At 63.2% G+C, this 18,599-nt stretch carries 24 protein-coding genes; 9 read left to right on the forward strand and 15 right to left on the reverse strand.

What is annotated here, in order from left to right:
* Window positions 1-68: 68 nt before the first annotated feature.
* Window positions 69-974: a GTPase Era gene (era, locus tag RA26_RS19600; RefSeq protein WP_019296596.1), complete on the reverse strand. Its 906-nt coding sequence runs from the start codon at window positions 972-974 to the stop codon at window positions 69-71.
* 200 nt (window positions 975-1,174) lie between these two features.
* Between era and RA26_RS19605 the strand changes: the two genes are divergently transcribed.
* Window positions 1,175-2,557, forward strand: coding sequence for a multicopper oxidase family protein (locus RA26_RS19605; RefSeq protein WP_039186704.1), 1,383 nt, complete (start codon window positions 1,175-1,177; stop codon window positions 2,555-2,557).
* Between the two features lie 16 nt (window positions 2,558-2,573).
* Here the strand turns inward: RA26_RS19605 and rnc are convergent, their stop codons facing one another.
* From rnc to folK, 9 genes are all read right to left on the reverse strand, one after another.
* Entirely contained in the window at window positions 2,574-3,251 is a 678-nt protein-coding gene (rnc, locus tag RA26_RS19610; RefSeq protein ID WP_039186706.1) for a ribonuclease III, read from the reverse strand.
* A complete protein-coding gene (gene lepB / locus RA26_RS19615; RefSeq protein WP_039186709.1) occupies window positions 3,248-4,084 on the reverse strand; it encodes a signal peptidase I in 837 nt (278 codons plus the stop codon). Before lepB ends, rnc begins: the two co-directional genes overlap by 4 nt.
* A gap of 58 nt (window positions 4,085-4,142) precedes the next feature.
* Entirely contained in the window at window positions 4,143-4,574 is a 432-nt protein-coding gene (gene acpS / locus RA26_RS19620) for a holo-ACP synthase (RefSeq protein ID WP_039186710.1), read from the reverse strand.
* Window positions 4,571-4,990: an ABZJ_00895 family protein gene (locus RA26_RS19625; RefSeq protein WP_039186714.1), complete on the reverse strand. Its 420-nt coding sequence runs from the start codon at window positions 4,988-4,990 to the stop codon at window positions 4,571-4,573. The genes acpS and RA26_RS19625 overlap by 4 nt, the downstream gene beginning before the upstream one ends.
* 5 nt (window positions 4,991-4,995) lie before the next feature.
* Window positions 4,996-5,742 (reverse strand): pyridoxine 5'-phosphate synthase, encoded by a 747-nt coding sequence (locus tag RA26_RS19630; RefSeq protein ID WP_039186715.1) that lies wholly within the window; start codon window positions 5,740-5,742, stop codon window positions 4,996-4,998.
* A gap of 105 nt (window positions 5,743-5,847) precedes the next feature.
* On the reverse strand, window positions 5,848-6,489 hold the full coding sequence (locus tag RA26_RS19635; RefSeq protein WP_039186718.1) for a DUF2062 domain-containing protein: 642 nt from the start codon (window positions 6,487-6,489) through the stop codon (window positions 5,848-5,850).
* 43 nt (window positions 6,490-6,532) lie between these two features.
* Complete coding sequence (locus tag RA26_RS19640) at window positions 6,533-8,668, reverse strand: RelA/SpoT family protein (RefSeq protein ID WP_039186720.1); 2,136 nt, start codon at window positions 8,666-8,668, stop codon at window positions 6,533-6,535.
* A gap of 36 nt (window positions 8,669-8,704) precedes the next feature.
* Window positions 8,705-9,058, reverse strand: a complete 354-nt coding sequence (gene rpoZ, locus RA26_RS19645; RefSeq protein WP_039186722.1) for a DNA-directed RNA polymerase subunit omega — start codon at window positions 9,056-9,058, stop codon at window positions 8,705-8,707.
* 93 nt (window positions 9,059-9,151) lie between these two features.
* The gene (folK, locus tag RA26_RS19650) at window positions 9,152-9,721 is read right to left on the reverse strand and encodes a 2-amino-4-hydroxy-6-hydroxymethyldihydropteridine diphosphokinase (RefSeq protein ID WP_039186724.1); all 570 of its coding nucleotides are present in this window, start codon (window positions 9,719-9,721) and stop codon (window positions 9,152-9,154) included.
* A 137-nt stretch (window positions 9,722-9,858) separates the two neighbouring features.
* Between folK and RA26_RS19655 the strand changes: the two genes are divergently transcribed.
* Window positions 9,859-10,428, forward strand: coding sequence for a LabA-like NYN domain-containing protein (locus RA26_RS19655; protein ID WP_019296609.1), 570 nt, complete (start codon window positions 9,859-9,861; stop codon window positions 10,426-10,428).
* Window positions 10,429-10,493: 65 nt separating this feature from the next.
* Here RA26_RS19655 and RA26_RS19660 read toward each other — a convergent pair whose 3' ends face one another.
* Window positions 10,494-10,952 (reverse strand): c-type cytochrome, encoded by a 459-nt coding sequence (locus RA26_RS19660; RefSeq protein WP_039186725.1) that lies wholly within the window; start codon window positions 10,950-10,952, stop codon window positions 10,494-10,496.
* A 142-nt stretch (window positions 10,953-11,094) separates the two neighbouring features.
* On the opposite strand from RA26_RS19660, the gene ispH reads away from it, so the two are divergent.
* The 5 genes from ispH to RA26_RS19685 all read left to right on the forward strand — a co-directional run bounded on the left by ispH (window position 11,095) and on the right by RA26_RS19685 (window position 14,480).
* On the forward strand, window positions 11,095-12,045 hold the full coding sequence (gene ispH / locus RA26_RS19665; protein ID WP_039186728.1) for a 4-hydroxy-3-methylbut-2-enyl diphosphate reductase: 951 nt from the start codon (window positions 11,095-11,097) through the stop codon (window positions 12,043-12,045).
* 101 nt (window positions 12,046-12,146) lie between these two features.
* A complete protein-coding gene (locus tag RA26_RS19670) occupies window positions 12,147-12,761 on the forward strand; it encodes a LysE family translocator (protein ID WP_039186730.1) in 615 nt (204 codons plus the stop codon).
* Between the two features lie 22 nt (window positions 12,762-12,783).
* Window positions 12,784-13,383, forward strand: a complete 600-nt coding sequence (locus RA26_RS19675; protein WP_039186733.1) for a class I SAM-dependent DNA methyltransferase — start codon at window positions 12,784-12,786, stop codon at window positions 13,381-13,383.
* Window positions 13,376-13,840: a ribonuclease HI gene (gene rnhA, locus RA26_RS19680; protein WP_039186736.1), complete on the forward strand. Its 465-nt coding sequence runs from the start codon at window positions 13,376-13,378 to the stop codon at window positions 13,838-13,840. Before RA26_RS19675 ends, rnhA begins: the two co-directional genes overlap by 8 nt.
* Window positions 13,841-13,856: 16 nt before the next feature.
* Window positions 13,857-14,480: a trimeric intracellular cation channel family protein gene (locus RA26_RS19685; protein ID WP_039186737.1), complete on the forward strand. Its 624-nt coding sequence runs from the start codon at window positions 13,857-13,859 to the stop codon at window positions 14,478-14,480.
* Window positions 14,481-14,489: 9 nt separating this feature from the next.
* On the opposite strand, the gene RA26_RS19690 is transcribed toward RA26_RS19685, so the two are convergent.
* The 4 genes from RA26_RS19690 to def (RA26_RS19705) all read right to left on the reverse strand — a co-directional run bounded on the left by RA26_RS19690 (window position 14,490) and on the right by def (RA26_RS19705) (window position 16,787).
* The gene (locus RA26_RS19690) at window positions 14,490-14,726 is read right to left on the reverse strand and encodes a hypothetical protein (RefSeq protein ID WP_039186739.1); all 237 of its coding nucleotides are present in this window, start codon (window positions 14,724-14,726) and stop codon (window positions 14,490-14,492) included.
* 12 nt (window positions 14,727-14,738) lie between these two features.
* Window positions 14,739-15,644, reverse strand: a complete 906-nt coding sequence (gene fmt, locus RA26_RS19695) for a methionyl-tRNA formyltransferase (protein ID WP_039186741.1) — start codon at window positions 15,642-15,644, stop codon at window positions 14,739-14,741.
* A gap of 113 nt (window positions 15,645-15,757) precedes the next feature.
* Window positions 15,758-16,255: a peptide deformylase gene (gene def / locus RA26_RS19700; protein WP_039186744.1), complete on the reverse strand. Its 498-nt coding sequence runs from the start codon at window positions 16,253-16,255 to the stop codon at window positions 15,758-15,760.
* Between the two features lie 13 nt (window positions 16,256-16,268).
* Window positions 16,269-16,787 carry a peptide deformylase gene (gene def / locus RA26_RS19705; RefSeq protein WP_039186853.1) on the reverse strand — a complete coding sequence of 173 codons (519 nt, stop codon included), beginning with the start codon at window positions 16,785-16,787 and terminating at the stop codon, window positions 16,269-16,271.
* Window positions 16,788-16,885: 98 nt separating this feature from the next.
* On the opposite strand from def (RA26_RS19705), the gene RA26_RS19710 reads away from it, so the two are divergent.
* Entirely contained in the window at window positions 16,886-18,058 is a 1,173-nt protein-coding gene (locus RA26_RS19710; RefSeq protein WP_039186746.1) for a MalY/PatB family protein, read from the forward strand.
* A gap of 2 nt (window positions 18,059-18,060) precedes the next feature.
* Window positions 18,061-18,591: a L,D-transpeptidase family protein gene (locus tag RA26_RS19715; RefSeq protein WP_039186748.1), complete on the forward strand. Its 531-nt coding sequence runs from the start codon at window positions 18,061-18,063 to the stop codon at window positions 18,589-18,591.
* Window positions 18,592-18,599 lie beyond the last annotated feature (8 nt).

Here is an 18,599-nt window from a genome sequence, read left to right on the forward strand (position 1 = left end):
AGCGTGCGGGGAGATACGGGGTGCCTCCGGCGGGAGTATTTTCTCAAAGGTGAAAAGCACGGGTGGCGTCAATTGCCGTCTTTGAAGTCGAGGCCCATTTCGGAATAGCGCTCGGCCTCTTCCAGCCAGTTGGGGCGCACCTTCACCTGCAAGAACAGATGCACCTTGCGGCCCAGGAATTCCTCCAGCTCGGCGCGGGCGGCCTGGGAGACAGATTTGATGGTCTCGCCGCGCTTGCCCAGAACGATGCCCTTGTGGCCGTCGCGGACCACGTAGATCATTTGGTCAACGCGGGCAGAACCGTCCTTGCGCTCTTCCCACTTCTCGGTCTCAACCGTCAGCTGGTAGGGCAGTTCCTGGTGCAGACGCAGGGTCAGCTTTTCGCGGGTCATTTCCGCCGCGATCATCCGCATCGGCAGGTCGGCGATCTGGTCCTCAGGGTAAAGCCAGGGGCTTTCCGGGAGCTTGCCTGCCAGCCACTGGCGCAGGTCGTCGACGCCGTGGCCGCGCTCTGCCGATATCATGAAGGTTTCGGCGAAGGTGTAGCGGCTGTTCAGGTCCTGGGTGAGGCCCAGCAGTTTTTCGGCCGGCACCTTGTCGATCTTGTTGATCGCCAGCGCCACGGTGCGGCCCTCACCGATCTCGGCGAGGCCTTCGAGGATGGTTTCGACCCCTTCGGTGATGCCGCGGTGGGCCTCCACCATCAGCACGACGACGTCGGCGTCCGCAGCGCCGCCCCAGGCCGCGGCGACCATGGCACGGTCCAGGCGGCGGCGGGGTTTGAACAGGCCGGGCGTGTCGACAAACACCAGCTGCGCATCGCCCTCCATCGCCACGCCGCGGATGCGGGCACGGGTGGTCTGCACCTTGTGGGTCACGATCGAGACCTTGGCCCCGACCATGCGGTTCAGAAGGGTGGATTTGCCCGCGTTGGGCTCTCCGATCAGGGCAACGAATCCCGCGCGTGTGGTCATTTCAACTGGTCCTGTTAGCAGATCAGTGCCTCTACAGGAATTTACCCACAGGGGCCAGAGGCGTTTTCCGCCGGTTTTGGCGGTGTCACATAATCTTGCCCTATGTCAAAGACCTGTGGCAATTCCCGTGAAAGAACCGCAGTGCCGAGCCAATCTTGCAGCCAGGCCTTTCTCTGAGAGCACAACAAGAGGCCTGCCTGATGAACCGCCGTGATTTTCTGCTGGGAACTGCTGCATCTGCCGGGGCGCTTGGCGCAGGCGGCTGGAGCTTAGCAAGTGCCGCCGCGGCGCAGCGGCTGACCATTCAGCCTGCCAGCTTTGCCTTTCGTAACACTCCGACCCGGGGGCTGGTGAGCCTGTCGCCGGATGCGCCGCCGCCGGTTCTGTTTGGCACTCAGGGCGAGCCCATGAACTTGCGGGTAGAGAATGGCACCGAAGATTATACCGCGATGCACTGGCATGGGCTGCGGATTGCCAATGCGATGGACGGGGTGCCGTACCTCACCCAGATGCCGATCGCAGGCGGCGAAAGCTTTGACTACACGTTCACCCCGCCGGATGCCGGCACGTATTGGTATCATCCGCATTGCATGACCATGGCGCAGATGGCGCATGGGCTGACCGGGGTGATGGTGATCCGGGAGGCGGAGGACCCCGGTTTTGACGGCGATCAGGTAGTCAACCTGCGGGACTTCCGGCTGGATGATGCGGGCGCGTTCCTGCCCTATTACACCGCGCGCGGCGCGGCGCGGGGCGGCACCCACGGCAACGTGCTGACTGCGAACTGGCTGCAGGCGCCTGTCTATGACCATCCGGCCGGTGGGCTGGTGCGTCTCAGGGTGGTGAATTCCGACACCACACGGATTTACAAGCTGCATCTGAGCACGGATCAGGCGCGGATCATCGCGTGGGACGGGCATCCGGCGGAGATTGAGCTGCCACTGCCCTCAGCTAAGGAGCCGCTGCTGGTTGGCCCCGGCCAGCGGGTGGATTTCGCGGTGCAGATGCCTGCGGGCGAGGAACAGACGGCGGACCTGCTGGCAGAGCTTCCGGGCCAGCCAACCCGCACCATGGCACAGCTGCGGTCCGTTGGGGCGGGTTTGGCGCGGGATCTGCGGGAGCTGAAGCCGCTGCCTGCCAACCCCGTTGCCCGGCCGGATCTGGCTAATGCAGAAGTGCATGATTTCGTCTTTGGCTGGACACCGGAGGGCGGGCCGCCCAATGACGGCTACTGCGGCTCCATGGGCTACAGCTTCTGGTCGATCAACCGCACGCCCTGGGCAGGGGATGCGGCCAAGGGCACAGGTCCGCTGGCCGTGCTGGAAAGGGGCAAGAGCTATGTACTGCGCCTTCGGAATGAATCGCCGAACCTGCATCCGATCCATCTGCACGGGCTGGCGTTTGTGCCGATCCGCTCCAACCTGCGCAAACTGCCGCCGCTGGTGACGGACACGCTGCTGCTGTTGAAGGATGAGGTGGTCGAGATCGCCCTGGTCGCCGACAATCCCGGCGACTGGGCGTTCCATTGCCATGTGATCGAGCACCAGAAAACCGGACTGGCCGGCTACATCCGGGTGGTCTGAATAGGTGGCCTGAAACCTAGCCCAGCTTTTCCAGCAATGCCTTGGCGGCGGCCTGCTCAGCCTGCCGCTTGGAGCCTGCGGTGGCCTGCGCCTCGGTGCCGTCCTGAAGACGCGCAGCTATGGTGAAGACCGGCGCGTGGTCGGGGCCGCTGCGCGAAACCTCCACATAGATGGGAACCTTCTGGCCGCGGGCCTGCGCCCATTCCTGCAGCGAGGTCTTGGCGTCGCGCGCGTCGGTTTCAACCTGATGGATACGGCTGCCCCAGAGGCGCAGGATCACCTCCGCCGCGGCGTCAAAGCCCGCGTCCTTGTAAACCGCGGCGATCACCGCCTCCATCGCGTCGCCCAGCAGCGCCTGCTTGCGGCGGCCGCCGGACATCATCTCGGAGCGGCCCAGTTTCAGCACCGCGCCGAGGTCGATTTCCTTGGCAACGTCAGCGCAGGCCTCCTTGCGCACCAGCGCGTTGAAGCGCGGCGCCAACTGACCCTCGGTTGCAGTCTTGTCATGCTCCAGAAGAGCGGTAGCCATAACCAGCCCCAGCACCCGGTCGCCCAGAAACTCCAGCCGCTGGTTGTCCTGCCGGGTAGCGGAAGACACAGACGCATGGGTCACGGCACGCTGCAGCAGGTCGGGGCGGGCAAACTTGTGCCCGATCCGCTCCTCGAACGCGCGCAGTTCCTTGGACAGTTTCACTGGATCCCCTTGAAGAAACGGTCGCTGCGCCAGGTCCAGAAATAGAGCATCGAGCGCCCGGCGGAGGAGAACATGATCCGGTCGGCGCGGCCGATCAGGTTTTCAAACGGCACGAATCCAACCCCGCCTGCGGACTGCGGCAGCCGGCTGTCTGAGGAGTTGTCACGGTTGTCGCCCATGAAGAAGTAATGGCCTTCGGGCACCTGGTAGACACTGGTGTGGTCAACGCCCTGGTTGGTGATGTTGAGCACTGTATGCTCATTGCCGCCGGGCAGGGTTTCGATCTGGCGAGACTTTTTGCAGATGGCGCCCTGGCCCACTGGCGCGTTCTCGCAGCGCGGCATCGAGCCTTGCGGGCCCTGACGCTCCATCACTTCCTCAAAGTCACCGGCATCCTGCAGCTTCACTGCTTCGCCGTTGATGAACAGCACACCGTTCTTCATCTGGATCTTGTCGCCCGGCAGGCCGATCAGACGCTTGATGAAATCGTTGCCGTTGACCGGATGGCGGAACACCACCACGTCGCCGCGCTCCGGCTCGCCGCCGATCAGGCGAGTGTTGTCGCCGTCGAGAAAGCCGCAGATGTTCTTGGCATCAATGTTCACCCCGATCGCGGGCATGCGGATGCTGGGGCAGGACGCGTAGGAATAGCCGTAGGCCATCTTGTTCACGAACAGGAAATCCCCGATCAGCAGGGTTTCCTTCATCGATCCCGATGGAATCCAGAAGGGCTGGAAGAACAGGGTGCGGAAGACACCGGCGATCAGCAGTGCGTAGACAATGGTCTTGATCGTCTCGATGATCGAACTGCCGGTCTTTGCTTTGGCCGTCATCAGGCTCTCCGGATTGGAAACAGGGTCCGGGGCTACATGCGGGCCTGAGGGGGGCAAGTCAAGTTCCGGCGGGCGATTCCGCAGGGTTCGCGGGGATCGGGCGTGCTTCGATCAGCACAAAGGCCTGCGCCCAGGGGTGGTCATCGGTCAATGTCACGTGAATCACCGCCTCATGACCGGGTGGGGTCATCTGATGCAGCCGTTCGGCGGCCCATCCGGTCACATGCATCACCGGCTGGCCGGTGCGCAGGTTGCTGACTGCCATGTCCTTCCAGGCGATGCCCATGCGCAGGCCGGTCCCGAGCGCCTTGGAACAGGCTTCCTTGGCGGCCCAGCGCTTGGCATAGGTGCCTGCCACATCGCGGCGGCGCTCGGCTTTGCGCTGCTCTACCTTGGTGAACACGCGGTTGCGGAAGCGGTCGCCGAAACGGTCCAGCGTGCGCTGGATGCGCTCGATATTGGCGAGATCGGTTCCGATGCCTAGGATCATTCTTCCAGCCGCTTCAGACCCAGTTTGATGCCATGACCCAGGAACAGCCGGTTGACCATCAGGATCACGGCCAGCAACAGCAGGAAGATCCCCGCGAGGAAGGCAAACGGAATTGTCTGCCGTGCCTCTGTTACCATCGGGCTGTTCCAGTAAAGTGGCAGCTGGATGATGGTCAGCACTGCCACCACCCCGGTCATTGCCGCCGCACAAATCCAAGCGTCCCTGCCGGGCAGCGGTGCGCGGGTAGCCTGGGCAATGCGCATGCCTTCAACAACAGAAGCCACCATCGGCGGCAGCACCGTCGCCAGCCCGGCCGGCATGCCGATACCGAACTGCGCCAGCAAAAGACCAGCCAGAAGCATCGCAACAGAGGCCCCCATCCACCAAAGACCATAACGGATCAGATTGACTTGCATCGCTGCTACCCCCGTGCCGCGTCCATCAGGCGGCGCATTTCCTGCACCGCCGGGGTCAAACCGCGGAAGATTGCCTCGCCGATCAGGAAGTGGCCGATATTCAGCTCGCGCACCTCCGGGAAAGCAGCAACCGGCTGCACGCTGTCATAGGTAAGACCATGGCCCGCGTGCACCTCCAGCCCCAGCGAGTGGGCATAGGCGGACATGTCCCGCAGTGCCTCCAGTTCACGGTCGCGGTCCTCGAACCGGCCCTCGGCGTGATAGTCGCAATAGGCGCCGGTGTGCAGTTCGATCACTTCAGCGCCAATGCGGTGGGCGGCATCGATCTGTTTCCGGTCAGCGGCGATGAAGATCGACACACGGCAGCCGGCATCCCGCAACGGGCCGATGAAATGTGCAAGGCGGTTTTCCTCGCGCGCCACTTCCAGCCCGCCCTCGGTGGTGCGCTCCTCGCGCTTTTCCGGGACGATGCAGACCGCGTGCGGCTTGTGGCGCAGGGCGATCTTCTGCATTTCATCCGTCGCCGCCATCTCGAAATTCAGCGGGACTGTCAGCGCCTCCATCAGCGCATCAATGTCAGAATCGGTTATATGGCGGCGGTCCTCGCGCAGGTGCGCTGTGATCCCGTCGGCGCCCGCCTCTTCGGCCAGCTTTGCGGCGCGGACCGGATCCGGATAGGCCCCACCGCGGGCGTTCCGCACGGTGGCCACATGGTCGATGTTCACGCCCAAGCGCAGCTGATGATCTGTCATGAGAGGTCACTCATCCGTCTGAAGTCAAAGCCTTGGCCCGAGACTAGACGGACAGCGGGCAAGAGCAACCCTGCAAGCAATAATGGTACAATCCCGCGGCCCCGCTCAGGTGCCGGTGTCGACCTCGGCGCGTTTCTTGATCGCCTCGAACTTGGCCTTGATCTTGGCCCTGCGGCGCTGCTGGTAAACCCGGATCACCGGCAGGCTGAGCAAGTAGCAGACCGTGGCAGAGATAACGCCGGGAATGACGCCGCCGATCATGTAGGGATAAAACACCTCGTCATAGAACAGGTGCAGACCCTGCCAGTCGGCAGGACGGTCCATGAACAGCGCGATCAGATTGTCCTTCAGATCTCCGCCGGCGGCCATGAACTTGCCGACCAGGGATTTGTCGACCTCTTGATCGAACTCGGTCCCCAACAGCCAGTGCCCGGTCTGCAGCGAGGCGACCCCGATCGGCACATAGGTCAGCGGGTTGCCGAAGAAGGTGGCGCTGAGCGATGCCAGGATATTGCCGTTCATCAGCCGGGCAATGAATGCGGCAACAAAGAAATGCAGCCCGTAGAAGGGTGTGAAGGTCGTGAAAACGCCCGCCCAAATGCCGCGGGCGATACGTTCCGGCGAATCGGGAAGGCGCCGGACCCGGTGCTTTACATACAGGAACGCCCTGCCCCAGCCGCCGCGCGGCCAGAGGAAATCCGCCAGCGCCCGGAGGGGCGGACGTCTGTCCCGGCGCCTGAATACCAAAGCTGTGCGTCCTTCCCAGTTCCCGGCTCAGAGTTTCAGCGGCTTACCCCGGAAAATGGCGCTCTTCCGGCTTTTCCCGGAACCGCGCCACCGCGGCAACATCGCTTTCCGCCTCAAGCGTCAGCATCAGCGAGTGCAGCTGTTCCACATCCCGCAGCTCCACATTGATCATGAGCCGGTAAAAGTCTGGTTTCCTGTCTACAAATTCCAGGTCCGAGATATTGGCCTTTTTCTCGCCAATCAATGTGCAAATGCGTCCCAGCACGCCGGCGTCGTTGCCGATGGTCAGCTCCAGCGTGGTGCCATAGGCGGCCGGGTGGGTGCCGCTGTGCCACTGGACGTCCATCCAGCGCTCCGGCTGGTCCTCGAACTCGCCCAGCTTGTCGCAATCGGCGGCATGCACGACCACCCCGCGGCCGCGGTAGGTGATGCCGATGATGCGCTCGCCCGGCAGCGGCTGGCAGCAGGCCGCGCGCTCGAAGCTCTGGCCCGGTTCCAGGCCGATCACAGCGCGGCGCGGGGAAATCTCGTCGCCGTCGCCGGTGGAGGTCAGCTCCGGATAGACCGACTGCACCACGTCATGGGCCGTGATCTCTGCCGCGCCCAGCCGCGACAGCAATTCATCCACGCCGCTGGCGCGCAAAGCGCGGGCCGCAGTTTCCAATGCCTTGTCGGTTGCCTTCTTGCCGACGTGCTCAAACGCTGAGCGCGCCAGCTCATGGCCCAGCTTGACGAACCGCGCCCGGTCTGCTTCGCGCAAGGACCGGCGGATGGCGGTTCGGGCCTTGCCAGTTGTGGCAATCTCCAGCCAGCTGACCTGCGGCGTCTGCCCCTCGGCGGTGATCACGTCAACCGACTGGCCGTTGCGCAGACGTGTCCACAAGGGCACCCGGATACCGTCCACCTTGGCACCGACGCAGGAGCCGCCGATACGAGTGTGGATGGCGTAAGCAAAGTCGATCGGCGTGGCGCCCTTGGGCAGCTTGATCACGTCGCCCTTGGGCGTGAAGCAGAACACCTGGTCCGAATACATCTCGAGCTTCACGGCTTCGAGGAATTCGTCGTGGTCATCCTCTGCGTCGAACTGTTCGGTCAGTGAGGCGATCCACTTGGCCGGATCAACGGCAAAGGGGTTTTCGGTGCGGACCCCGTCCCGGTAGGACCAATGCGCCGCCACGCCTGTCTCAGCCACGTCATGCATCTGGCGGGTACGGATCTGCACCTCAACCCGCTTGCCGTCACGGCCCGAAACAGTGGTGTGGATGGAACGGTAGCCGTTGGACTTCGGCTGGCTGATATAATCCTTGAACCGGCCCGGCACCGCCCGCCAGCGCTGGTGGATGGCGCCCAGCGCGCGGTAGGCGTCCTCTTCCGACAGGGTAATCACCCGGAAGCCATAGATGTCCGAAAGCCGCGAGAAGCCCTGGTCCTTGGCCTGCATCTTGCGCCAGATCGAATAGGGTTTCTTGGCGCGGCCGAAAACCTCCGCTTCGATGCCCGCCTTTTCCAGCTCCAGCCGCATGTCGCCGGTGATCCGGTGGATCACGTCGCCGGTTTCCCGCTGCAGGGTTACAAAGCGGCGGATGATCGACTGGCGGCCTTCCGGATTGAGCACGCGGAAGGCCAGATCCTCCAGCTCCTCGCGCATCCACTGCATCCCCATCCGCCCTGCAAGAGGCGCATAGATGTCCATGGTTTCGCGCGCCTTCTGAGCCTGCTTTTCCGGGCGCATCGCCTTGATGGTGCGCATGTTGTGCAAACGGTCGGCGAGCTTGACCAAGATCACCCGCAGATCCTTGGACATCGCCATGAACAGCTTGCGGAAGTTCTCCGCCTGTTTGGTCTCACGGCTGGAGAGCTGCAGGTTGGTCAGTTTGGTGACGCCATCGACCAGCATCGCCACCTCTTCGCCGAAACGGCGGGAGACTTCTTCGTAGTTGGCTTTGGTGTCTTCGATGGTGTCGTGCAACAGCGCGGTTATGATGGTCGCATCATCCAGGCGCTGTTCGGTCAGGATGGCGGCCACCGCCACCGGATGCGTGAAATAGGGTTCGCCCGAGTGGCGGAACTGCCCTTCATGCATCTGCTCGCCAAACGCAAAGGCGTCCGCGATCCTGTCCGCATTTGTCTTGGGATTGTAGTTGCGGACCAGAGCAATCAGGTCGTCAGGGGAAATCATGTCCGGTCCGCAGCCTCAAATAGTCAGACGCGCGCCTCAGCCCTGGCCCTGGGCCTCCATCAGCGCACGCAGCAGTTTCTCTTCCGACATGTCGTCGTCAGCCGGCTTGTCGTTGTCCGCGCCCATCAGCAGAGCCATGGAATCTTCTTCCGGCTCGTCAACCTCGATCTGGGTCTGATTGCTCTCAATCAGGCGCTCGCGCAGTTCATCGGCGCTCTGGGTCTCGTCGGCGATTTCGCGCAGGGACACAACCGGGTTCTTGTCGTTGTCGCGCTCAACGGTGATCGGGGCACCGGCCGAGATTTCGCGGGCACGGTGCGCAGCCAGCATCACCAGCTCAAAGCGGTTGGGCACTTTATCGACGCAATCTTCAACCGTCACGCGGGCCATCAGCGACTCTCCATATCATTCCTGGTCCAGAAGGCAGACATCTACGCCCATATCTTTCTCTTGACAAGGGCGGAAAACACCGCATTGCGCAGCTCAGAGCGGGGTTACCTCAGCCACTTCCTGATCCGGCAGCTCCGCCAGCATTTCAGACACTGTTTTCTGCAGGACCGGGTGGCGCCAGCGGGGCGCGATGTCGGCCAGCGGCACCAGCACAAAGGCGCGGTCCTGAATGCGCGGATGCGGCAGGATCAGCTGACCCGGCGCCTCCTGCATCTGGCTCTCCAAGGGCAGTCCCTGCCAGCGGGCATATCCCGCCGCGTCCGGCAGCACCGCACCGTCAAAGTCCACCAGATCCAGATCCAGCGTCCGCATGCCCCAGCGCTGCTCCCGCACCCGTGCAAACTGCTCCTCCACCTGATGTAGCCGCTCCAGTAGCCCGCCGGCGGACAGCGTGGTGTCCACCGCCACCGCCGCATTCACATAGTCCGGCCCGGCACCTGCTGGGAAACAGGGTGTCTGAAAGAACCGGGAGACGCTGCGCAGGGAAACCTCCTGCGACTGCAGCGCGCGGACAGCCTTTGCCAGGGTGATCTGAGGCGCATCAGCGTCAGCGGGCAGGTTGCCGCCCAACGCAATCAGCGCCGTTTTATGGATTTCGGCCATCTTTGAGCCTATTCAAACGGACAGTATACTTGCGGCAAATGACAAATAACTTACATTAAGTCTACCCGTTTCGCCGATTTCAAAATCACACTCACGGAACCCCCGGCCGAGACGGTTATACCGGAAGGAAAATTTTGATGTTTTACAAGGACGAACGGCTCGCGCTGTTCATAGACGGTTCGAACCTGTACGCCGCTGCCAAGGCGCTCGGGTTTGATATCGACTACAAGCTCCTGCGGCAGGAATTCATGCGCCGCGGCAAGCTTCTGCGGGCCTTTTATTACACCGCCCTGCTGGAAAATGACGAGTATTCGCCGATCCGGCCGCTTGTCGACTGGCTGCACTACAACGGTTTCACCATGGTCACCAAACCGGCCAAGGAATACACCGACAGCATGGGCCGCCGTAAAGTCAAAGGCAACATGGACATCGAATTGACTGTCGATGCCATGGAGCTGGCGCCGCGTGTCGACCATATCGTGCTGTTCTCGGGTGATGGGGACTTCCGCCCGCTGATTGCCAGCCTGCAGCGCCAGGGCGTGCGCGTCTCGGTGGTCTCGACCATCCGCAGCCAGCCGCCGATGATCTCTGATGACCTGCGCCGCCAGGCAGACAACTTCATCGAGCTGGAAGAACTGCGCGACGTGATCGGCCGGCCGCCGCGCGAGCAGAGCGAACCGCGTTCCGCGACAGCCGCACACGGCTGAACCAGGACCGCCGGAAGACAAACCGGAACAAGCGTCAGATGGGGTGGCGCCTGTTCCGGCCCCGGCTACTCGGCTTCCTGACTGTTGATCTGGTTGTGGCGGGCGATGATATCCGCAGGCCAGCGGCTTTTGATGAAGGCCAGAGCCTCCAGCATTTCCTGTTCGCTCAACACCCCGGCGTAGCCCTGCATCCGGCTGCGGTAGCCGTTCCCGACAAGCCGCTCCATGCCATGACGGGTGATTTCCAGCAGTTTCGCGTCGGGATGGTGCCAGGTATGGCCGCTTGCGTCTTGCGGCGGCGCAGGCATGTGGCCCTCGCTGTCCCGCGTCTGCCAGTCCGGCTCGCCCCGCAGGTCTGCGCCGTGGCAGCTGGCGCAATGATCCTGATAGATCCGCTGCCCGGCGGCAACTGCCTGCGGATCCTGATAGGGCAGGATACCGGCTGTCCGGGTATCCGCGCCCGTCAGCCAAAGATATCCCGCGACCGCCAGCCCTGCGGCAAAGGCGGCAATCACCCGTTTCATTCTATCCTCGCTTCTGATGCCAACCGGCCTTTTCCTTTGCCGCCTTCCGGCGCTGGAAGGACCAGTCACATCTGTGTGAGGCTTCCGCGGCACTGGACCTTGCCGCCCGAAGCGCTTACCTCTGGCGCGCAAGGAGACGCCCATGACCAAGCCAGCCCTGACCCTCTACCTCGCCGCGCCGCGCGGCTTTTGCGCTGGCGTGGACCGCGCCATCAAAATTGTCGAAATGGCGATCACCAAATGGGGCGCGCCGGTCTATGTGCGCCACGAGATCGTGCACAACAAATTCGTTGTCGACAGCCTGCGCGAGAAAGGAGCAGTGTTCGTCGAGGAGCTGGACGAATGCCCCAACGACCGGCCGGTAATCTTCTCTGCCCACGGGGTGCCGAAATCGGTGCCTGCCGCGGCTGAGGCACGCGAGATGATCTATGTGGACGCCACTTGCCCGCTGGTTTCCAAGGTGCACATCGAAGCCCAGCGCCACGCCGAAGCCGGGCTGCAGATGATCATGATCGGCCACAAGGGCCACCCGGAAACCATCGGCACCATGGGCCAGCTGCCCGAGGGCGAGGTGCTGCTGGTTGAGACCGCCGCAGACGTGGCAACGGTTGAGGTGCGTGACCCGGATCGGCTGGCCTATGTCACCCAGACCACCCTGTCGGTGGATGACACCAAGGGTATCGTTGCAGCGCTGGAAGAACGGTTTCCCAACATCATCGGACCGCACAAGGAAGACATCTGCTATGCAACCACCAACCGCCAGGAGGCGGTGAAGTCGGTGGCGCCCAAAGCAGACGCGCTCTTGGTGGTCGGCGCGCCAAACTCCTCCAACTCCCGTCGTCTGGTCGAAGTCGGTGCCAAGAACGGTTGCGATTACGCCCAGCTGGTACAGCGTGCCGAGAACATCGACTGGCGCGCGCTGGAGGGCATCCGCTCTATCGCCATCACCGCCGGCGCCTCTGCCCCCGAACTGCTGGTCAACGAGGTGATTGACGCATTCCGTGAGCGCTACGAGGTGACTGTGGAAGTCGTGGAAACCGCGGTGGAAACAGTAGAATTCAAGGTACCCCGCGTGCTGCGGCAGCCTGCGTGAGCGCACAGACCAAAGTGCAAACCAAGTGACAGAAATTACACCCGCTTCGGGCGAACCGTGGTACGCCTAAGGTCCCGGGCAATATTTCTGGAGCCATTTTGATGATCACGCTGCACTTTCTGATTACCGCCTTTTTCGTCGTCCTCGCCCCCGGCACGGGTGTCATCTACACGCTAGCCCTCGGTCTTGGCCAAGGCTGGCGCGCCTCGATCTGGGCCGCGGTTGGCTGCACCTTCGGCATCGTTCCGCATCTGGCCGCGGCGACGCTGGGGCTGGCGGCGGTACTGCACAGCTCTGCCCTGCTGTTTCAAATCGTCAAGGCGGCGGGTGTGGCCTATCTCCTCTACCTCGCGTGGCAGGCGCTGCGCAGCGGCGGTGTGCTGGCCGTGTCCTCGAACCGCACCAGCCAGCCGGGGTGGAAAATCGCCTGGCGCGGCGCGCTGATCAACATCCTGAACCCCAAGCTGTCGGTATTCTTCCTGGCGCTGCTGCCGCCGTTCCTGAGCGGCAATCCCGCCAGTGCGACGCTGGAGATGTCGGTTCTGGGGCTGGTGTTCATGGCAATGACCTTTGCGGTATTCGTGCTGTACGGGCTGTTCGCCGCCCAGGCCCGCACCTATCTCTTGAACAGCGAACGGGTCCTGAAGTGGATGAGCCGCGGCTTTGCGGCCGTCTTTGCGGGGCTTGCTGCCCGGCTGGCTATGGAACGCGCCTGACCCTATAAGGGGAGATACCCAGATGAGTGATGACAGAACCATCAGCGTCTATGACGACCGCGCCGCGGAATACGCCGAACTGTTCACCGGCAGAACGGATCCAGGGGAGGAGGCTGACTTCCAGACCTTCTCCGCACGCCTGCCGGACGGCGGCACGGTGCTGGACCTTGGCTGCGGCCCCGGCCATTGGGCCGCGCGGTTCCGCGATGCAGGCTTTCGGGTAGCCGCGCTTGATGCTTCGCCGGAAATGGCTGAGGAGGCCCGCAAGGCCTATGGGATTGAAGTCGTTACCGCGGGTTTTCACGCCCTGGATGCGGAGGCGGTGTTTGACGGCATCTGGGCTTACTTCAGCCTGCTGCATGTGCCGTCGGCGGAGCTGTCAGTCCACTTGTCTGCCGTGTATCGGGCGCTGAGCCCCGGCGGCACGCTGTGCCTGGCGATGAAACTGGGCGACAGCGAAGGCCGTGATGAGCTGGGCAGGTTCTATGCCTACTACAGTGAGGAAACGCTGCGCGAAAAGCTCGAAACCGCCGGCTTCACCGTCACCGGCGCCCGCCGCGGGACAGGCAAAGGACTGGCTGGCACTGTCCAGGAGTTCGTAGTACTGACGGCGCATGCCTGAATTATTTGCTTATACCGACGGCGCCTGCTCTGGAAACCCCGGCCCCGGCGGCTGGGGCGTTCTGCTGCGCGCCATGGATGGTGACACCATCGTCAAAGAAAAAGAACTGAGCGGCGGCGAAGCCGAGACTACCAACAACCGGATGGAACTTCTGGCCGCAATCAACGCGCTGGAAAGCCTGGCTCGGCCGTCCACGATCACTGTGGTGACCGACTCGGCCTATGTGAAGAACGGCGTCACCGGCTGGATTTTCGGCTGGAAGAAGAACGGCTGGAAGACGTCGAACAAGAAGCCTGTAAAGAACGTTGAGCTGTGGCAGCGGCTGGACGAAGCGCAAGCCCGCCACAAGGTGACTTGGGAATGGGTCAAGGGCCACGCAGGCCACCCCGAGAACGAGCGCGCGGATGAGCTGGCGCGCGCGGGCATGGCGCCCTTTAAGAAAAAGAAAAGCGCCTGATGCGCAGGGTTGCCGTATGACCTTTCTGGCGCTTTTGGACTATGCCTCGGTGCTGGTCTTTGCCCTCTCTGGCGCGCTGGTGGCCAGCCGGGCGCAGCTGGACATTGTCGGTTTTGCCTTTGTTGCCTGCCTGACCGCGCTTGGCGGCGGCACCCTGCGCGACCTGCTTTTGGACCGCAACCCGGTGTTCTGGATCGGCAACCCCAATTACATCCTGCTGGCGGCCCTTGCCGCAGTGGCGGTGTTTTTCAGCGCGCATCTCTTGGAAAGCCGCCTGCGCTGGATCGTGTGGCTCGACAGCTTTGCCCTGGCGGTTGCCGTGTCCGCCGGGACCGGCGCCGCTATTTCGCTGGACAGCCCGCCGGTGATCGTCGTGCTGATGGGCATGGCAACCGGCACCATGGGCGGTCTGATGCGGGACGTGGTCTGCAACGAGGTGCCGCTGGTGCTGAAACAGGGTGAGCTCTACATCACCTGCGCCATGGCGGGCGCCATCACTGCCGTTGCCGCCATCTGGCTGGGGTTTGAACTGAAGTTCGCGCTGCTGGCCTGCGCCGGGGTGTGCTGGGTGCTGCGGGCAGGCTCCATCCTGTTCGGCTGGCACCTGCCGGTCTACAAGAGCCGCCCGCCGCGCAGCTAGGCGGGATTGCTAACGCTGGACGTACTTCTGCCAGAACCAGATCAGCACCAGGGCGCCGAGCACCGCACCCACGAAACCGGCCATGAAGCCCATCACCGCCAGCAGCGCGCGCAGCACCAGGCCGCCCACCAGCGCCCCGGCCATGCCGATGCAGACCGTGGTGATGATATCGGTTTCCAGTTTCATTAGCCGGGTTGCCAGAAAACCAGCCGCGGCACCGATGATGATCAGGGCAATGATGGGCATCAGACCCTCCGGTTACAGGCGGCTGCCCTTCGGAACCGGGAAGCCGCGCAGGAATACATCGGGATCCTGCGCGCTTTTGCCCGCACGTTGCAAGCGTAACAGTTGAACCGCGCCCTCACCGCACGCCACGGTCAGGCTGTCATCCAGCACCTCGCCGGGCGCCCCCTGCCCCTCTGCCAGCCGTGAAGCCAGCAGCTTGATGCGCTGGCCTTCGATCTCGCACCAGGCACCGGGAAACGGCGACAAGCCGCGGATCTTGCGGTCCACTTCCGCTGCCGGGCGCGACCAGTCGACCTGCGCCTCCGCCTTGTCGATCTTCTCGGCATAGGTGACGCCCTCTTCGGGCTGCACTTCGGGTGTCAGCTCCGGCAGGCGGCTCAAGGCTTCGGTGATCAGCGCTGCACCCATTTCTGACAGCCGGTCATGCAGCTGGGCGGTGGTTTCTTCCGTGCCGATGGCAGTGGCCTCGCGCAACAGCACCGGGCCTGTGTCCAGCCCTGCCTCCATTTGCATGATGCAGACACCGGTTTCGCCGTCGCCTGCCATGATTGCCCGATGGATCGGCGCAGCGCCGCGCCAGCGCGGCAGCAGGCTTGCGTGGATGTTGAGACAGCCGTGTTCAGGCGAATCCAGAATGGCCTGCGGCAGGATCAGCCCGTAGGCCACGACAACCGCCACATCCGCATTCAAAGCGGCAAAAGCCTCATGCTCCTCCGCGCCCTTCAGCGAGACCGGGTGGCGCACTTCCAGCCCCAGGGCCGCGGCACGGGCGTGGACGGGTGTTGGCCTGTCCTTCTTGCCGCGGCCAGCAGGCCGGGGCGGCTGGCAATAGACGGCGGCAATCTCATGCCCGGCTTCTACCAGTGCTTCCAGCACCGGCACCGAAAAATCAGGCGTTCCCATGAAGATGATGCGCATCAATGCCTCCGCAGAATGGGCAATCTGCCCACCACTCTTTTCTCCGGTTGCCTAGCGGCCTGCCGCCGGGCGCAAACCGGGCCGCAAGCGGCCCGGGAGTTCAATCTCCGGCCTCAGCCGTTCAGTTTCTTTGCCTTACGGATCAGCATGTCGCGTTTCACCTTGCTGAGACGGTCGAAGTACATCTTGCCGTTCAGGTGGTCGATCTGGTGCTGCACCGAGGTCGCCTCGATACCGACGAAATCCTTGCGGTCCACCGTACCCTGCTCGTTGATGAAGCGAACGGTCACCGCACGCGGGCGTCTGATCTTGGCAGAGACGCCGGGCAGGTTCGGGCTGGCCTCATCATGCTCGCGCAGCTCAACCGAGGCATGCAGGATCTCCGGGTTAGCCAGCTTCACCGCGCGGCCGCGTTCGGTGGAGCCGTCCACCACCGCCAGCCGCAGCATCACGCCGATCTGATTGGCGGCCAGGCCCACCCCCGGCATTGCCTCCATCGTGTCGACCATGTCGTTCCAGATTTCGCGGATCTCGTCGGTGATCTCTGTCACCTCTTCAGCCTTGGTGCGCAGGCGCTTGTCGGGCCAGGGCAGGCAGGTGCGGACGGTCATATCTGGTGTTTCCTCAGGCGCGGGCGCGTTCGCGCTTCAGCTTCTGCATCTTGCGGGTGATCATCTGGCGCTTCAGCGGCTTCAGGTAATCAATGAACAACTTGCCGTTCAGGTGGTCGATCTCATGCTGCACGCAGGTTGCCCACAGCCCGTCGAAGGTTTCGCGCTGCGCCTTGCCGTCGCGGTCCATCCATTCCACCTCCACCACCTTGGGGCGGGTCACCTCGGCATATTGTTCCGGAATCGATAGGCAGCCTTCCTCATAGACGCTGGTTTCGTCCGAAGAAGAGATGATTTCAGGGTTGAACATCACCAGCGGGCGCGGGTCGCCGTCCTCTTCCTTGACGCAGTCGAGCACGATCAGCCGCTGCAGGATGCCGATTTGCGGCGCCGCCAGGCCGATGCCCGGGGCTGCGTACATGGTTTCCAGCATGTCATCCGCCAGAATGCGCAAGTCATCGCTCAGGTCCGGCACGGACACGCAAACCTTCTTCAGGCGGGGATCGGGATGGATCAGGATCGGTCTTTTCATGCGCTTCATGTATGCGATTGCAGGCCCCATCGCAACGCCCCCCTTGCGCATGCTGCCGCAGTGGTTAGCTTCGCATCCAACGATACGGGAGTTCACAGATGAATTTTGACAAACCCACAGACCGCCGCGGCACCCACAGCTCAAAATGGGACAAGATGGAGCAGCTGTTCGGCGTGTCCCCCGAGGATGGCCTGGCGATGTGGACGGCGGACTCCGACTATGAGACTGCGCCTTGCGTGATCGAGGCCGTCAAAAAGGCCGCTGAGCATGGCGTGTTCGGCTATTCCTGGCAGCACCCCGAGTACCTGAAGGCGGTGCAGTGGTGGATGAAGAACCGGCACAGCTGGGAGATTGAGACCGATTGGATTCTGACATCGCAAGGCCTGGGCAACGCCATCGCGCTTTGCCTCGACGTCTGGAGCCAGCCCGGCGACGGTGTGGTGATCTTCTCGCCTGTCTACCATGAGTTTGCGCATAAGGTGAACAAATCAGGCCGCAAGGTGACCGAATGCCCGCTGGCACGGGACGGCGACACCTACAATCTGGATCTCGACGACGCACAATCGCGCCTGAACGGGACGGAGAAGCTGCTGCTGTGGTGCTCTCCCCAGAACCCTTCGGGCCGGGTCTGGACGCCGGAGGAACTGCGTGCGGTGGCCGAATTCGCCAAGCGTAACGGGCTGATCCTGGTCTCCGACGAGATCCACCACGATCTGGTCTACCCCGGCAGCACCTTTGTGCCGATGGACGTGGCCGCGCCCGAGGCGCGCGCCTGGACTGTGACCCTGACGGCACCCTCCAAGACTTTCAACATCGCGGGCCAGCGCACCGGCAACATGATTATCCCCGATCCGGACCTGCGCGCAGCCATGCGGCACCGCCAGGCCACGCTGGACTATGATCCCAGCGGTTTGGGGGTCGTGATGATCATGGCCGCCTATTCGCCCGAAGGGGCTGAGTGGGTCGATGCACAGATCGCGCATCTGGAAGGCAACCGGAAACTGTTTGACGAAACCGTCAACGCGCTGCCCGGCCTGAAGTCTCTGCCGCTGGCCTCCACCTACCTGGCCTGGGTCGATTTCTCCGGCACCGGCATGAGCCGCGAAGAATTCATCAAGCGCCTGCGCGAAGACGCCAAAATCGCCACATCGCCCGGTGACGGCTTCGGCACCGGCGGCGAACTCATGGAGCGATTCAACCTGGCAACCCAACGGTCGCGTGTGGAGGAAGCCTGCCGCCGTCTGACCGCAGCCTTCTCGGACCTGCAATAAGCATGAAGCGCTTGCTGCGCCTGCTGGCGCTGGTTGTTCTGACCGGCGCCGCCTGGATGGCCTGGCAAGCCTTTGCCCCGCGTCCCGCGCCGCCGCCGCAATCCGCGGCGGTGGACCGGATCGACCGTATTTTGATCGAAAAATCCGCCCGCCGCCTGACCGCCAGCCGGGATGGCGAGACGGTGCTGGAGTTCTCTATCGCGCTTGGCTTTACCCCCGAGGGCGACAAACAGCAGGAAGGTGACGGCAAGACGCCCGAGGGTGTCTTCCGCATCGACCGGCGCAACCCGAACAGCGCCTATCACCTGTCATTGGGAATAGATTATCCGCAGTCTGAGGACCGCGCCCGCGCGCAGGCAGCCGGGGTCAGCCCGGGCGGCGATATCTTCATCCACGGGCAGCCGAATGCGGTGGGCAATCTGGTCACCCTGCCGGGCGATTGGACCGCCGGATGCATCGCTGTCAGCAATGAACAGATGGAAACGCTCTGGCGCCTGGCCGGGATCGGGACGGAAGTGGAAATCCGCCCCTGACTTCGCGA

This window comes from Leisingera sp. ANG-M7, assembly GCF_000813965.1.
Taxonomy (GTDB): domain Bacteria; phylum Pseudomonadota; class Alphaproteobacteria; order Rhodobacterales; family Rhodobacteraceae; genus Leisingera.